This window comes from Microbacterium sp. B24, assembly GCF_000333415.1.
In the GTDB taxonomy this organism is placed as follows: domain Bacteria; phylum Actinomycetota; class Actinomycetes; order Actinomycetales; family Microbacteriaceae; genus Microbacterium.
On sequence record NZ_BADB01000482.1, the window covers coordinates 1 to 15,429 of the forward strand.

The window sequence follows — 15,429 nt, forward strand, 5'->3', positions numbered from 1 at the left end:
CACCCTTCTTGACTCGGTGTGGCCCGTCTCGCGCAGGAGGGTGCGCAGGCACTGGCCCGGACGCGGCTCGGCATCCACCTCGGCGCCGTCGACGACCCACTTCATGCGAGCTCCCTTCGGATGTCCTCCGCGAGCGCGGCGGCGACACCGCGACGCCAGTCGGCCGACCCGAGCGGGTCGGTGTAGTACCCCGGGCAGTCCTCGACGGCGGCGGCGAGTGTCGCGGCATCCGGCAGGGCGGTGAAGCGCAGCACCGTGGGACGCCAGGTCGCCGCCGTCACGCCGAAGACACTGGCGCCGTCGGGGTCGACCCGGCCCGTGACGACGGCTCCCGAGCGGCCGTGCTCGGCCAGGGCGATCTTGCGCAGCGCGGCGCGCGAGCGCAGCGCGTGGGCGGGCAGGCGGATCGCGCGCAGCACCTCGCCCCGCGCGAGAGACGTCGTTCCATTGCCCGTCACGAGCTCGGCGACGGGCAGCTCTCGGTCGCCGTCGTCGCTCCAGATCTCGGCGACGCCGTCGAGCCCGGCACACAGCGACACCATCGCGCCCGCCGCGAAAGCGCGGCAGACGTTGCCGCCGACGGTGGCGGTGTTCCAGATCTTGAACGAGGCGAGGAGGGCGTTCGCGGCATCCGGGATGATCGAGGCGGCCGTCCACGGTGCCGGGGCCTTCTGCGCGAACGCGACGAGGCGTGCGATGGTGCACGTCGCGGCGATGCGCAGACCCTCGGCATCGGCGTCGAGGTCGGCCCAGCCCATGCCGGTGAGGTCGACGAACCCGGTCGTTGCGGGCTGCGGCTCGCTCATCAGCCAGGTGCCGCCCGCCATGATCGTCTCGCCCTCGGCGAGCCGGAGGTCGTCACGGGTGCGCGCCGTCCGGAACGAGCGCACGGTGGTGATGTCCATGTGTCGCTCCGATCTGGGTCACGTCCCGTCCGCGGCGTCGGGTGCGCGGGCCGGATCGGGTTCGAGTGAAACAGAGTGCCGTTTCGCCCGTGTTTCACGCGCACGCAACAGGCCCGCAACGAGCGGCGATTACGGTGACGACCATGCGCGAGATCCTGTCCCCGGCAGCCCAGTGGGTGCGCGAGGGGCGCGTGTTCGCGATCGCGACGGTGGTCGCGGTTTCCGGCAGCGCGCCGCGGCCCGTCGGGGCGAGCATGATCGTCTCGGATGCCGGGGTGTTCGGGAACGTGTCCGGCGGCTGCGTCGAGGGGGCCGTGTACGAGCGCTGTCTCGACGCGATCGTCACCGGCGCGGTGTCCATCGACAGCTTCGGCTACAGCGACGGCGAGGGCTTTGCCGCGGGATTGACCTGCGGGGGAGCGGTCGACGTGCTCGTGCGCCCCGTGTCGCCCGGCAGCGCCGCGGCGGCCCAGCTCGCACTGCTGGCCGAGCGGGATGCCGCGGGCATCCCCACCCGCTTCCGGCTCGTCACGTCGGGGGCGCTGCGCGGACAGGGGACGGTGCGGGACGGGTCCGCGCCCGCGTTCGACGCGGATGCCGCCGCGATCGTCGTCGAGGTCGGCGCGCGCCCGCGACTCATCGTGGTCGGCGCCGTGGAGTTCGCCGTCGCCCTCGCGCGGCTCGGCACGGCGATGGGACACCGCGTGAGCGTGGTCGATCCCCGAGATCTCTTCGCCACCGCCGACCGCTTTCCCGGCGCGGAGGTCGTGGTCGACTGGCCCGACCGCTATCTCGCCGCCGAGAGGCTCGAGGCGGGCACGGCGATCTGCGTCCTGAGTCACGATCCGCGACTGGACGTCCCGGCACTCCGGGTCGCGCTCGGCTCGCCCGCCGATTACGTGGGAGCCATGGGCAGCCGCCGCACCCACGACGATCGCCTCCGCCGCCTCCGCGAGGCCGGCGTGGGCACCGCCGCTCTCGCTCGCCTGCGCTCGCCGATCGGGCTCGATCTGGGTGGCGTGTCGGCGGAGGAGACCGCGCTGTCGATCCTCGCCGAGATCATCGCCGATCGTCGGGGCGGGTCGGGTGCACGGTTGTCGGGTCTGGCCGGACCCGTCCACGCCGCCTGGCGCGCGGAGGAGCCGGCGCCGGCCGAGCGTGCGAGCGCCGGGGTCTGCGCGCCGATCAGTGCTGTCGGCCGGGCGCCCGCCGGGCGTTCATGACGGTCTGCGGGGTCGTCCTCGCGGCGGGCGCCGGCACCCGCTTCGGTGGCCCGAAGGCGCTGGCCCGCACCGCCGCGGGAGAGTCGTGGCTGGTGCTCGCCGTCGCCACGCTGCGCGCCGCCGGGTGCGTCCCGGTCGTCGTCGTGCTGGGCACCGGCGCCGACGAGGCGGAACCGCTCGTCCCGACGGGGACGGTCGTCGTGCGCGTCGCCGACGGGTGCCGCGAGCTGTCGGCATCCGTCCGTGTCGGGCTCGAGGCTGCCGCCGGCTCGAGCGCCGTCGCCGCGCTCGTGGTTCCCGTGGACGTGCCGGAGCTGCCGGCATCCGCGTGCCGTCGGGTGATGCGGCGTGCCGACGGCGACGCGCTCCGGCAGGCCGCGTACCGTGGCCGCCCGGGTCACCCGGTGTTGATCGGCCGGGCGCACTGGCCGCGGGTCGCCGGCCAGCTGGCCGGTGACAGGGGTGCCGGCGCCTACCTGCGCGCGCACGGCGCCGAGCGCGTGGAGTGCGCCGACCTGTGGCACGGCCGCGACCGGGATACCCGCGACTGACGCCGCGCCCGCGGTCCACCCACCGTCGCCCATTGCCCTGTACGCCGCGCCGAGCGAGGCGGTAGCCTCGCGGCACGGCACCGGCTCACCCACCAGGAGGCGTCATGATTCCCGAGATCAACTATTGGGCCGTGCTCATCGGCACGGTTCTCAGCATGGCGCTGGGCGCCGTCTGGTACTCGCCGGCGCTCTTCGTCGACCGGTGGGCACGCCTGGCTCGCATCGACATGAGCGCACGTCGCGGCTCGCCCGCGATTCCGCTGATCGTGTCTGCGGTCGTGACGTTCCTCACGGCGTGGGTGCTGGCGGGCTCGGTCGCGATCGCGTGGCACTTCTACGGCGGCGGCTACCTCGCGTCGGCGCTCGTGACAGCGGTCACGCTCTGGGCCGGTTTCACCGCGGCGCGGGTCATCACCCACGACGCGTTCGAAGGGCGCCCGTCGCCGCTGACGGTGCTCACGATCGGATTCGAGCTGACATCGGTGCTGCTGATGGCGCTCGTCATCGGACTCTGGCCGCCGATCGGAACCGTCTGACTCAGGCGGCGGCGCCCACCACGGCGGCGATCGCCGAGGTGAAGAAGCCCAGGCCGTCCACGCCCGAGCGCATCGCGTCGGGGGTGTTCGGGCCGAAGCCCGGCTCCACCGCGTGCTCGGGGTGGGGCATGAGGCCGACGACGTTGCCGTGCTCGTTCGTGAGACCCGCGATGTCGTCCAGCGAGCCGTTGGGGTTCACGCCGAGGTAGCGGAACGCGACGAGTCCGTCGCCCTCGATCCGCTTCAGCGTCTCGGCCGAGCAGATGTAGCCGCCGTCCGCGTTCTTGAGGGGGATCGTGATCTCCTGGCCGGTCTCGAACGCCGAGGTCCACGCGGTCGACGCGTTCTCCACGCGCAGGCGCTGGTCGCGCCGGATGAACTGCTGGTGGGCGTTGCGGATCAGACCGCCCGGCAGCAGATGAGCCTCCACGAGCATCTGGAAGCCGTTGCAGATGCCCAGCACGGGCATGCCCTTGGCGGCCGCATCCTTCACCTCGGTCATGATCGGGGCGAGCGCGGCGATCGCACCGGCGCGCAGGTAGTCGCCGTAGCTGAAGCCACCCGGCAGCACGAGTGCGTCGACGCCCTCGAGGTCGTGCGACCCGTGCCAGAGTGCAACGGGCTCGGCGCCCGCGAGGCGGATCGCCCGCTGGGCGTCGCCGTCGTCGAGCGAGCCCGGAAAGGTGATGACGCCGATGCGTGCGGTCATTCGACGACCTCGATGCCCACGACGTCCTCGATCACCGCGTTGGAGAGCACCTCGTCGGCCAGGGTGCGCACCGTCTCGAGGGTCTTCTCGTCGGCGACGTCGACGGTGAGCTCGAAGCGCTTGCCGATGCGGACGGCCGAGAAGCCCTCCACGCCGAGGCGGCCGAGGGCGCCGGCGACGGCCTTGCCCTGCGGGTCCAGCAGCTCGGCCTTGGGCATGACATCGACGACGATGGTGGGCATTCGGTCCTCCTGAGGGCCGCCTGACGGCCGCGGGGTCGTCCCGCCGACGGATGCCGGAGCCGGCGCGCCACGGGAGGGAAGGGGTCGCCCACAGTCTACGGGCATCCGGCCCTCGGCATCCGTTGCCAGCGCGACGCCGGGCGACGCGGAAGCCGGCGAATTGCCACGGCCGCCGTTACGCAACTGTGATCGGCTCATGGGAGCGCTCCCTTGCATTCCTGGGAGCGATCCCATAACGTCGTCGATGTCCGGTGAGAGCGCTCCCATTCCGATAGCGACGCGGTAACGCGGGGAGACGGGAACGCAACCCACGCACCTGAAACACATCCACAAAGGAGTGACACGTGAACACACGCGCACTGCGGCGCATCGGCCTCGTGGCCGGCGTCGCGACCACCTCCGCCCTCGTCCTCGCCGGCTGCGCCGGTGGCGGCGGCGGAGCAGCCACGGCCGACCCCAACGAGAAGGTCACCCTGACCGTTGCGACCTTCAACGACTTCGGATACTCGGACGCCCTGTTCGCCGAGTACACGAAGGAGCACCCGAACGTCACGATCGTGCACAACAAGGCGGCCACGAGCAACGACGCGCGCGCCAACTACTTCCAGAAGCTCGGCAAGACCGGCCTCGCCGACATCGAGGCCATCGAGGTCGACTGGCTGCCCGAGGTCATGAAGTACTCCGACCTGCTCGCGCCCGTTCCCGCCGACCTGAAGAGCCGCTGGCTGGACTGGAAGACCAAGGCCGCCACCGACCCCAAGGGCAACCTCATCGGCTATGGCACCGACATCGGCCCCGAGGGCGTCTGCTACCGCTCCGACCTGTTCGCCGCGGCGGGCCTGCCGACCGACCGCGAGTCGGTCGCGAAGCTGCTCACCGGCGACTGGAAGACCTACTTCGACACCGGTGCCAAGTACACCGCCGCGACCGGCAAGGCGTTCTTCGACTCCGCCGGCGGCACCTACCAGGGCATGATCAACCAGGTCGAGGCCGCGTACGAGAACCCCTCGGACGGCAAGATCACCATCGACCCGCAGGTCGAGACGATCTACAACCAGGTGCTCGACGCCGCCAAGACGCAGTCCGCCCACCTCAGCCAGTGGTCCGACGACTGGATGGCCGGCCTGTCCAACGGCTCGTTCGCGACGATGCTCTGCCCGGGCTGGATGCTCGGTGTCATCTCCGGCAACGCCAAGGACGTCAAGGGCTGGGACATCGCCAACGTCTTCCCCGGCGGCGGCGGTAACTGGGGCGGTTCGTACCTGACCGTCCCCGCCAACGGCAAGAACGTCGCGGCTGCCCAGCAGCTCGCCGACTGGCTGACCAGCCCCGACACGCAGCTCAAGGCGTTCGAGGCGGCCGGCACGTTCCCGAGCCAGGTCGACGCGATGAAGTCCGACACGCTGCTGAGCTCGAAGAACGAGTTCTTCAACAACGCTCCGGTGGGCCAGATCCTCACCGACCGCGCCAACGCGGTCACCGTCTCGCCCTTCAAGGGCCAGTTCTACTTCCAGATCAACGACGCGATGCAGAAGGCTCTGACCCGCGTCGAAGAGGGAACGCAGGACAAGGCCGCCTCGTGGGCGCAGTGGCAGACGGAAGTCGCCGCCATCAAGTAAGGACGACGGCAGACATGTGACAGCGGGCCCGGGGGACCCTCCCGGGCCCGCTCCCTGCCTCAACCACGAGATCGAAGGACTGAAGAGTGGACACCACCAGAACCTCCACGCGCGTGCGCGGCACCGCCGCCATCGCCGCGCGTCAGCCGAAACGGATCGGCTTCGGCAGCCGGCTGAGCTCGTGGGACCTCAAGCTCTCGCCGTACCTGTACATCTCCCCGTTCTTCATCCTGTTCCTCGTCGTCGGGCTCTTCCCGATCGGGTACACCGCGGTGATCTCCTTCATGGACTGGGACCTGGTGCGAAACTCCGGCACGTTCGTCGGGTTCGACCAGTACGCCACCGTGATCTCCGACCCGAAGTTCTGGGCGGCGCTGCGCAACACCTTCAGCATCTTCCTGCTGTCGTCGGTGCCGCAGCTCATCGCCGCCGTGTTCATCGCGGCGTTGCTGGATCAGAACATCCGCGCCAAGACCTTCTGGCGCATGGGCGTGCTCGTCCCCTACGTCATGGCCCCGGTCGCCGTGGCCCTGATCTTCTCGAACATGTTCGGTGACCAGTACGGCATCATCAACACCTGGCTGAGCAGCATCGGACTGCCTCCCGTCATGTGGCATTCCGACACCTTCGCCAGCCACATCGCGATCGCCACGATGGTGAACTTCCGGTGGACCGGATACAACACCCTCATCCTGCTGGCGGCGATGCAGGCCATCCCGCGCGACTACTACGAGGCCGCGACGGTGGACGGCGCCGGAAAGGTGCGCCAGTTCTTCGCGATCACCCTGCCGAGCCTGCGCCCCACCCTGATCTTCGTGATCATCACGTCCACCATCGGTGGCCTGCAGATCTTCGACGAGCCGCGCATGTACGACCAGACCGGCACCGGCGGCGCGAACAACCAGTGGCTGACGATCTCGCTCTGGCTCTACGACCTCGGCTGGGGCCAGTGGAACCTGGGCCGCGCCGCCGCGCTGGCCTGGATCCTCTTCATCATCATCCTGGTGATCGGCGTCATCAACCTCTTCATCACCCGCAACCTGGTGCGCGACGAAGGAAGCCGCAACACCCTCACCCGGGCACAGATGCGCGCCGCCCGACGCGCAGCCCGTGCCGCGGTCGCCGCCGATCGCGCGGCGGCATCCGAACCCCGTCGCACGAACGAATCAGCGGAGGTGACGCGATGAGCGTCCTCAACGAACAGGCCGTCCCCGTCGTCGACGACGCGCTGCCGACCCCGGGCCGGGGCGAGAAGAAGCGTCGTCCGCGCCACGTCAAAGGCACCCGCCCGGGCTGGATCGTCTACGCCTGCCTCGCCGCCGTGCTCGTCGGCAGCCTCTTCCCCTTCTACTGGTCGCTGCTGATCGGCTCCGGCGACTCGTACACGATCCGCGACCCCAACATGTCGTGGATCCCGGGCGGCAACTTCTTCGCCAACGCCGCGAAGGTCATGAACGATCCGGCCGTGAACTTCTGGGTGGCCCTGTGGAACTCGATCATCAGCTCCGGCCTGATCGCCCTCTCGGTCGTCTTCTTCTCGACGCTCGCCGGGTGGGCGTTCGCCAAGCTGAAGTTCAAGGGATCGAGCTGGCTGCTCGTCTTCGTCATCGCGACGATGGCCGTCCCCACCCAGCTCGGTGTCGTGCCGCTGTACATCCTGTTCAGCGAGATGGGCTGGACCGGTCAGCTCGGCGCGATCATCGTGCCCGCCCTCGTCAGCGCGTTCGGCGTGTTCTGGATGACGCAGTACCTGCGCCAGGCGGTGCCCGACGAGCTGATCGAGGCGGCCCGCGTGGACGGGGCGAGCTCGTTCCGCACCTTCCTCACCGTCGGCCTGCCGGCCGCGCGGCCCGCCGCTGCCATGCTTGCGCTGTTCACCTTCGTGTCGGCGTGGAACAACTTCTTCTGGCCGTTCATCGTTCTCGACCGGCAGAACCCGACGCTGCCCGTGGCGCTGTCGCTGCTGCAGTCCAACTACTTCATCGACTACTCGATCGTGCTCGCGGGCGTGCTTCTGGCCACGATTCCGCTGCTGATCCTGTTCGTCTTCGCCGGCAAGCAGCTGGTCAGTGGCATTATGCAAGGCGCGGTCAAGGGCTGAGCGCCCGACCGCTTCAGAAAGGTCGACTTATGACAGAGTTCTCCCGCTCCTTCCCGGAGGGCTTCCTCTTCGGCGCGGCCACCGCCGCGTACCAGATCGAAGGCGCTGCTTTCGAGGACGGTCGCACGGCATCCATCTGGGACGCGTTCAGCCGCGTGCCCGGCGCCGTGATCGCCGCCGACAACGGTGATGTCGCGTGCGATCACTACCACCGCTTCCGCGACGACGTGTCCCTCATGAAGGACCTCGGTCTCGACACGTATCGCTTCTCGGTCTCGTGGTCGCGGGTGCGTCCCGACGGGGGGCCGGTCAACCGCAAGGGGCTCGACTTCTACGAGCGCCTGGTCGACGAGCTGCGGGCCAACGACATCCTGCCGTGGCTCACGCTGTATCACTGGGACATGCCGCAGGCGATCGAGGAGAAGGGCGGCTGGACCGTCCGTTCGACGAGCGAGCAGTTCCTCGAGTACGCGCTGAGCGTTCACGACGCGCTGGGCGACCGGGTGCAGAACTGGACGACGCTCAACGAGCCCTGGTGCTCGTCCTTCCTGAGCTACACCGCGGGCATCCACGCGCCGGGCCGCTACAGCGTGACCGATGGCGTGCTCGCCGCCCACCACCTCATGCTCGGCCATGGGGCGGTCGTGCGCGAGCTGCGTGAGCGCGACGCCGATCTGCGCCTCGGCATCACGCTGAACCTCACGGTGGCCGACGCCGTCGACCCCGCGGATGCCGCGGATGCCGATGCTGCCCGCCGCATCGACGGGCAGTTCAACCGGTGGTTCCTCGACCCGATCTTCCGCGGCGCGTACCCCGCCGATGTGATCGAGGACATCCGCGCCGTCGCGCCCGAGGCCATCGACGCGCTCGAGGCGGCGAATCAGTCGGGCGACCTGAACACCATCTCGCAGCCGCTGGACGCGCTCGGGGTGAACTACTACCACGGCGAGTTCGTGGGTGGCGCACCCGACCCGCAGCCACCGCTGCCGGGCGATGCGCCGACCGACCGGCCCGCGGCATCCCCCTTCCCGTCGCACGAGGGCATCTACTGGCACGATCGTGGTCTGCCGCGCACCAACATGCACTGGGAGGTGCAGCCCGAGGGGCTGACGCGTCTGCTGCAGCGCGTCTGGGCCGAGTACGCCCAGCCGGCCGGCACCGCCCTGTACGTCACCGAGAACGGTGCTTCCTACGACGACGAGCTCGTCGTCGAGGACGGCGTCGCCCGCGTGCACGACCTCCAGCGCACGCAGTTCCTGCTCGCCCATCTGGACGCGATCCTCGACGCCGCCGATGCGGGCGTGGATGTGCGGGGCTACTTCTACTGGTCGCTCCTGGACAACTTCGAGTGGGCGTGGGGATACGCCAAGCGCTTCGGGATCGTTCACGTCGATTACGACACCCAGGTGCGCACCGCGAAAGACAGCGCGCTGGAGTATCGTCGGGTCATCGCCGCCCGCGCACTCGACGACGCGGCGGTTCCGGTCTCCGGGGCCGTCCCGCATCCCGGCGCTCCGATCTCGACTCTTCAGAGGTAGCCCGTGACCATCGACACCCCGCGCGTCGCCCCGACGATCGAAGAGGTCGCGGCCGCCGCGGGAGTGTCGCGGTCGACCGTCTCCCGCGTCGTCAACGGCTCCACGGCCGTGAGCCCGGCGGCTCTGGAAGCGGTGCGGCGCGCCATCGCGGACCTGAACTACGTGCCCAACCGTGCCGCGCGCTCGCTCGCGAGCCGCGCCACGATGGCGATCGCACTCGTCGTGCCCGAGGACACCACCCGGTTCTTCGGCGACCCGTTCTTCGCCTCGGTCGTGTCGGGAATCAACACGCGGCTCAGCCGGTCGGAGTACGTGCTCAACCTGATCATCGCGAGCGACGATCCGGGTGACAAGACCTCGGCATACGTGCGCAGCGGCGCCGTCGACGGTGCGATCGTCGTCTCGCACCACACGAGCGACACGTTCATCGACCGCATCGCGCACGTCGTGCCGGTCGTCTACGGCGGCCGTCCCGTGCGGGAGCGCGAACGCGACTACTACGTCGACGTCGACAACGTCGCCGGCGGACGCGAGGCGACCGAGTATCTGATCGGTCGAGGCTTCCGCCGCATCGCGACGATCGCCGGCCCTGTCACGATGCCGGCCGGCATCGACCGTCTCGTTGGCTTTCGCGATGCGCTCTCCGCCGCCGGGCTCGAGCCGGTCGCCGAGGAGGACGGCAACTTCACGGCCGACGGCGGCTCGGCCGCGATGCAGCGGATCATCGAAACGGGAGTGGAGTTCGACGCGCTCTTCGTCGCGAGCGATCTGATGGCTCGCGGTGCGCTCGCGGCGCTCGGGCGCGCGGGCATCCGCGTTCCCGAGGACGTCGCGATCGTGGGCTTCGACGACTCGCCCGTCGCGCGCACCGTCAGCCCGCAGCTCACGACGATGCGCCAGCCCTCCCACGAGCAGGGGGAGCGCATGGCTGACGTGCTGCTGTCGATCCTCTCCGGCGGCACGCCCGACCGTGTGACGATCCTGCCGACGGAGCTCATCGTCCGCGACTCCGCCTGACCTCGGCATCCGCGGGGCGCCGCGTCGCTCGGCGCCGCCCCGCGTCCGTCGATCCGGCGCCGAGCGTCAGCCGACGTTCTCGGGATCGCCGCCGAGCGGGCCGATGGGCACGATCGGCCCGCCGTCATCCGCGCCGGTCTTGCGCGCCCGGGCGATGGCGTTGCCGAGGTGGTAGATGACGAGAGCGGCCACGGTGCCCAGGACGATGGCGCCGAAGCTGAGCGTTCCGAGGTTCATCGTGAAGCCCGCGATCGCGATGACGAAGGCCACGGCGACCGTGTACTGGTTGACCGGGCGGGAGAAGTCCACCTGGTTGTCGACCCAGATCTTGATGCCGATGACGCCGATGAGGCCGTAGAGCGCGGTCGTCACGCCGCCGAGCACGCCCGCGGGCATCGCGAAGATCACCGCGCCGATCTTCGGGGAGAAGGCCAGCAGGATCGCCACGGTGCCGGCGACCCAGTACGCGGCCGTCGAGTAGACGCGGGTTGCGGCCATGACGCCGATGTTCTCGCCGTAGGTGGTCGTGCCCGAGCCGCCGCCGAGGCCGGCGATCGTGGTCGCCAGGCCGTCGGCGATCAGCGCGCGCCCGGTGCGCTTGTTGATCGAGGGGTCGCCGGTCATGGTGGCGACACCGCGCACGTGGCCCACGTTCTCGGCGATCAGCACGAGGATCACGGGCAGGAACATCGGCAGCATCGCCCAGGCGTGCGCGTCGCCGAACGCGGGCAGGTGGAACTGGGGGAGGCCGACCCACGCGGCATCCGCGACGCCGTCCCATTTCACGCGGCCCATCAGCGCGGCCACGACGTAGCCGACGACGACGCCGAGGAAGATCGAGATGCGCCCCAGGAAGCCGCGGAAGAACACGGCGAACAGGATGCAGGCGGCCAGCGTGATGCCGCCGAGCAGCGCGTCCTGCTGGAAGTTCGTCCAGGCCACGGGCGCGAGGTTCAGGCCGATGAGCGCCACGATCGCGCCGGAGACGACCGGGGGCATGAGCTTCTCGATCCAGCCGGTGCCGGTGGCCTGCACGAGCAGCCCGATGCCGGCCAGCAGCACGCCGGCGACGAACACGCCGAGCAGGGCCTGACTGATCTGCTCGCCGGTCTCCAGCGCCTTGCCGCCGCCCGGGCCGAGGGCGAGGATCGGCGCGATGAACGCGAACGAGCTGCCGAGGTAGCTGGGCAGGCGGTTGCCGGTGAGGACCAGGAACAGCAGGGTGCCGATGCCGGAGAACAGCAGCGTGGTCGAGACCGGGAACCCGGTGAGCAGCGGCACGAGGAATGTCGCACCGAACATGGCGACCACGTGCTGGGCGCCGATCGCGATCGTCGCCGGCCAGCCGAGGCGTTCGTGCGGCTTGACGACGGCGCCGGGCTCGACGGTGCGGCCGTCTCCGTGCTGAGTCCAGATGGGCATGGTCGTGCTCCTTCTTCGGCGGTGCGGTCGGCGAAACGGCGGGGGATGGGGCGGGCGGCCGATGCCCAGGTCAGGCTACCTGGGAGCGGGCTGTGAGCCGCGCATGCGCGCCGTGAAAGAGCGTTCCCGTCTCAGTTGCGCTCGCCCCGCGGCAGGTGCTGAGGTGTCACGGCCTGTCGAGTGGCGTCCAGCACCGATCCGAGATCATCGAAACGCAGCTGCCCGACCCTCAGAAAGAGGAAGTCGACGACGGCGAGCTGCGCCATGCGGCTGGCCAGCGCCGCCGCGCGCAGCGTCGCCTCCCGGGCGGGCGTGCGCAGCACGAGGTCGCAGGCGCCGGCGAGCACCGAGTCGGGGTCGCCGGTCACGGCGACGGTCAGGGCTCCCGTGCGGGCGGCGACCTCGACCGCGTGCAGCACGTCGCGGGTGCCCCCACTGAACGAGAAGGCGATGACGACGGCGTCGGTGCCGGCGAGCGCAGCGTGCACGAGCTGCAGATGCGTGTCGGGTGCGTTCAGGCAGTTCACGCCGATGCGCTGCAGCTTCTGCGACAGGTCGCCGGCGGCCAGACCCGACGCGCCCACGCCGACGGCGATCACGCGCGCACCCGCGGCGATGCGCCCGGCGACCTCCTCCAGCGCCGCGAGGTCGATCAGCCGCGCCGTCTGTTCGATCGTGCGCGCCTCGTGGAAGGCGACTTTGGAGACCATGTCGGACAGCGAGTCCGACGGGTTCAGCTGCCCTTCGGCGATGTCCGAACGCTCGAGGTCAGCGGCGTTGCGCGACAGCTCCTGCGCCAGCTGCATGCGCAGTGCCGGAAACCCGGCGAAGCCGAGCGCTTTGGAGAAGCGCACGACCGAGGCCTGGGAGACGCCGGCGTGGTCGGCGAGCTCGGCCACGGTCGCGTTGACGACGGCATCCGGATCGTGCAGCACGATCGTGGCGACCCGGGACTCCGCTGGACGCAGACGCGGCACGGCCGTGCGGATCGTCTCGATGACGTCGCCGTCCATGTCGCCTCCCGGGTCTGCGTCAGTCTCCCACGCTTCATGAAATCATGCTTCACATTTGATCGGCTTTGTGAAATAGTCATTCACGCCCACGAAACCGCGCGGGACCGCCATCGACGAGGAGGCCGCATGACCGCTCCAGTGTCCGCCGTCACCACGGAACAGCAGAACCCGCGTACCCGGGCGCTCGACGCCATGAGCGTCACCGAGCTGCTCACCGCGATGAACGACGAGGATCGCCGCGTGCCCGTGGCCGTTGCCGCCGCGATCGGACAGATCGCCCGTGCGGTCGATCTCGCCGTCGCCGCCCTCGGCGCCGGCGGCCGGCTCATCTACCTCGGCGCCGGCACGAGCGGACGGCTCGGGGTGCTGGATGCCGCGGAGTGCCCGCCCACCTTCGGCACCGATCCGGGACAGGTGCGGGGGGTGCTCGCGGGTGGGCGCGCCGCCATGTTCGAGGCCGTGGAGAACGCCGAAGACTCCGTCGCGTTCGCCGTCGCCGACCTGCAGGCCATCGAACTGAGCGCTGCCGACGTCGTCGTGGGAATCGCCGCCTCCGGCCGCACGCCCTACGTCATCGGCGGCCTCGACCACGCGCGCGCGATCGGCGCGGCGACGGTGGCCCTTGCCGCCAACCCGAATGCCGAGATCAGCGAGCATGCCGACGTCGCGATCGAGATCGACAACGGTCCCGAGGTGCTCACCGGTTCCACTCGGCTGAAGGCGGGCACGAGTCAGAAGCTGGTGCTGAACATGATCTCCACGGCGACGATGGTGCGCCTCGGCAAGGTCTACGGCAATCTCATGGTCGATGTCCGCCCGACCAACGAGAAGCTCGTCGACCGCGCAGTCCGCATCGTGCAGGCCGCCACCGGATGCGACCGCTCACGCGCCGAGAGCGCACTGGCCGACGCCGACGGCCACGCGAAGACCGCCATCGTGGCGATCCTCTGCGGAATCGGCGCCGCCGCCGCCCGCGAACGACTCGCGGACGCGCACGGCTTCGTCCGCGCCGCCATCGACGACGTGGCCCCCGCCGGCCCCGCCCCCGCCGGCCCCGCCCCCACCGACCAGCGCTAGTCGCCCCGGACATCACGAAAGGAATCACCGTGGATTACCCGAAACTCAGCCGCGACATCCTCCCGCTCGTCGGCGGCGGCGAGAACATCTCGTCCTTCACCAACTGCATGACGCGCCTGCGGCTGGAGATCATCGATCCCTCCCGCGTCGACGTCGACGCGATCAAGAAGCTCGACGGCGTGATGGGCGTGGTCGACGGCGACCAGCTGCAGGTCGTCGTGGGCCCCGGTCACGCCCAGCGCTTGCGCGACGCGTTCGCGGCGGAGAGCGGGCAGCAGGGCACCGCGCCGGTGGATGCCGACGATGAGGCCCCGCTGAGCGCGGCGGCCGATCTGCGCGCACTGCAGACGAAGAACACCCAGAAGGTGAAGGCGCGCCAGAAGACCGGTGTGCACTCGCTGTTCCGCCACATCGGCAACATCTTCATCCCGATCATCCCCGGCTTCATCGCGTGCGGTCTCATCGTCGCGATCGCGAACGTCTGGAAGCTGATCGCCCCCGGCGTCGCCCTGAACCCCTGGTTCCTCGCGTTCGCCGCGCTGGGTTCGATCGTCGTGGGGGCCCTGAATCTGCTGGTGGGCTACAACACCGCGAAGGAGTTCGGCGGCACCCCCGTGCTCGGCCTCATCGCCGGCGCCGTGTCGTACATGCCCGCCCTCGCCGGCATCCCGGCCTCGAAGGCGGCCGACGGCACGGCGATTGCCGCACAGCCCCTGGTACTGCCCCTGTTCGGCGAGCTCAAGCCGGCACTGGGTGGCATCATCGGCGTGATCGTGACCGCCTGGTTGTTCACGGTGATCGAGAAGTGGGTGCGCACGCGCGTTCCTGCGTGGCTCGACCTGTTCGTGGTTCCCGTCGTCACCATGCTCGTCGGGGCCGCGGTCTGCATCCTCGTGATCATGCCCATCGCCGGACTGCTGATGCAGGGCATCAACTGGGTGCTGATCGATTTTGCCCTCGAGCGCGGTGGCGTCATCGGCGGGTACCTGCTGTCGTCGCTGTTCCTGCCGCTCGTCATGCTCGGCATCCATCAGGGACTCACCCCCATCCATGCGCAGCTGATCGCCGACCACGGCTTCACCCAGCTGCTCCCCGTGCTGGCGATGGCGGGGGCGGGCGAGGTCGGTATGGCGATCGCGATCTACGTCAAGACCAAGAGCACGCGCCTGAAGAGCATCATCCGTGCGGCGCTGCCCATCGGCGTCCTCGGTGTGGGTGAGCCGCTCATCTACGGCGTCTCGCTGCCCCTGTTCTACCCCCTCATCACCGCCTGCCTCGGCGGCGGCTTCGGCGGCGCGTTCGTGGCCTACGGCATCCAGGCGACGGGCGGGTTCGGCGCTGGCGCGCTGGGACTGTCGGGCGTGCTGATGACGGCCGTCATCACCAACGGACAATGGCTCTGGTACGTCGGGGGCCTTCTGATCGCCTACGTCATGGGATTCGTTCTGGACTCTAGAGGATCCCCGGTACCGAGCT

Annotated in this window: 15 protein-coding genes; 10 read left to right on the forward strand and 5 right to left on the reverse strand. The window is 70.0% G+C overall.

Annotated elements, in window-relative coordinates; translation table 11 throughout:
• Nucleotides 1-101: 101 nt before the first annotated feature.
• Entirely contained in the window at nt 102-905 is an 804-nt protein-coding gene (locus I5I_RS14030; RefSeq protein ID WP_036321132.1) for an FAD binding domain-containing protein, read from the reverse strand.
• Between the two features lie 143 nt (nt 906-1,048).
• Between I5I_RS14030 and I5I_RS14035 the strand changes: the two genes are divergently transcribed.
• The 3 genes from I5I_RS14035 (at nt 1,049) to I5I_RS14045 (ending at nt 3,215) form a co-directional block, all read left to right on the forward strand.
• Complete coding sequence (locus I5I_RS14035; protein WP_036321156.1) at nt 1,049-2,128, forward strand: XdhC family protein; 1,080 nt, start codon at nt 1,049-1,051, stop codon at nt 2,126-2,128.
• Nucleotides 2,125-2,679 (forward strand): nucleotidyltransferase family protein, encoded by a 555-nt coding sequence (locus I5I_RS14040; RefSeq protein WP_036321134.1) that lies wholly within the window; start codon nt 2,125-2,127, stop codon nt 2,677-2,679. Before I5I_RS14035 ends, I5I_RS14040 begins: the two co-directional genes overlap by 4 nt.
• 104 nt (nt 2,680-2,783) lie before the next feature.
• Nucleotides 2,784-3,215 carry a DUF1761 domain-containing protein gene (locus tag I5I_RS14045; protein WP_036321136.1) on the forward strand — a complete coding sequence of 144 codons (432 nt, stop codon included), beginning with the start codon at nt 2,784-2,786 and terminating at the stop codon, nt 3,213-3,215.
• A gap of 1 nt (nt 3,216) precedes the next feature.
• On the opposite strand, the gene purQ is transcribed toward I5I_RS14045, so the two are convergent.
• A complete protein-coding gene (gene purQ / locus I5I_RS14050) occupies nt 3,217-3,924 on the reverse strand; it encodes a phosphoribosylformylglycinamidine synthase subunit PurQ (protein ID WP_036321138.1) in 708 nt (235 codons plus the stop codon).
• The gene (gene purS / locus I5I_RS14055; protein WP_036289123.1) at nt 3,921-4,166 is read right to left on the reverse strand and encodes a phosphoribosylformylglycinamidine synthase subunit PurS; all 246 of its coding nucleotides are present in this window, start codon (nt 4,164-4,166) and stop codon (nt 3,921-3,923) included. Before purS ends, purQ begins: the two co-directional genes overlap by 4 nt.
• 344 nt (nt 4,167-4,510) lie before the next feature.
• Between purS and I5I_RS14060 the strand changes: the two genes are divergently transcribed.
• The 5 genes from I5I_RS14060 to I5I_RS14080 all read left to right on the forward strand — a co-directional run bounded on the left by I5I_RS14060 (nt 4,511) and on the right by I5I_RS14080 (nt 10,441).
• Nucleotides 4,511-5,785 (forward strand): ABC transporter substrate-binding protein, encoded by a 1,275-nt coding sequence (locus tag I5I_RS14060; protein WP_036321140.1) that lies wholly within the window; start codon nt 4,511-4,513, stop codon nt 5,783-5,785.
• Between the two features lie 86 nt (nt 5,786-5,871).
• Complete coding sequence (locus I5I_RS14065; RefSeq protein WP_036321142.1) at nt 5,872-6,972, forward strand: carbohydrate ABC transporter permease; 1,101 nt, start codon at nt 5,872-5,874, stop codon at nt 6,970-6,972.
• The gene (locus I5I_RS14070; protein WP_036321144.1) at nt 6,969-7,886 is read left to right on the forward strand and encodes a carbohydrate ABC transporter permease; all 918 of its coding nucleotides are present in this window, start codon (nt 6,969-6,971) and stop codon (nt 7,884-7,886) included. The genes I5I_RS14065 and I5I_RS14070 overlap by 4 nt, the downstream gene beginning before the upstream one ends.
• A 29-nt stretch (nt 7,887-7,915) precedes the next feature.
• Nucleotides 7,916-9,424: a GH1 family beta-glucosidase gene (locus I5I_RS14075; protein ID WP_036321146.1), complete on the forward strand. Its 1,509-nt coding sequence runs from the start codon at nt 7,916-7,918 to the stop codon at nt 9,422-9,424.
• A 3-nt stretch (nt 9,425-9,427) separates the two neighbouring features.
• A complete protein-coding gene (locus I5I_RS14080) occupies nt 9,428-10,441 on the forward strand; it encodes a LacI family DNA-binding transcriptional regulator (RefSeq protein WP_036321148.1) in 1,014 nt (337 codons plus the stop codon).
• Nucleotides 10,442-10,507: 66 nt separating this feature from the next.
• Here I5I_RS14080 and I5I_RS14085 read toward each other — a convergent pair whose 3' ends face one another.
• Nucleotides 10,508-11,863 carry a uracil-xanthine permease family protein gene (locus tag I5I_RS14085; RefSeq protein WP_036321150.1) on the reverse strand — a complete coding sequence of 452 codons (1,356 nt, stop codon included), beginning with the start codon at nt 11,861-11,863 and terminating at the stop codon, nt 10,508-10,510.
• Nucleotides 11,864-11,994: 131 nt separating this feature from the next.
• Complete coding sequence (locus I5I_RS14090; protein ID WP_036321151.1) at nt 11,995-12,876, reverse strand: MurR/RpiR family transcriptional regulator; 882 nt, start codon at nt 12,874-12,876, stop codon at nt 11,995-11,997.
• A 126-nt stretch (nt 12,877-13,002) separates the two neighbouring features.
• Here I5I_RS14090 and murQ point away from each other — a divergent pair, with 126 nt between their 5' ends.
• Nucleotides 13,003-13,953, forward strand: a complete 951-nt coding sequence (gene murQ, locus I5I_RS14095; protein ID WP_051039643.1) for an N-acetylmuramic acid 6-phosphate etherase — start codon at nt 13,003-13,005, stop codon at nt 13,951-13,953.
• Between the two features lie 29 nt (nt 13,954-13,982).
• Nucleotides 13,983-15,429 (forward strand): PTS transporter subunit EIIC (locus tag I5I_RS14100; protein WP_036321153.1); only part of this gene is annotated, 1,447 nt, incomplete at its 3' end.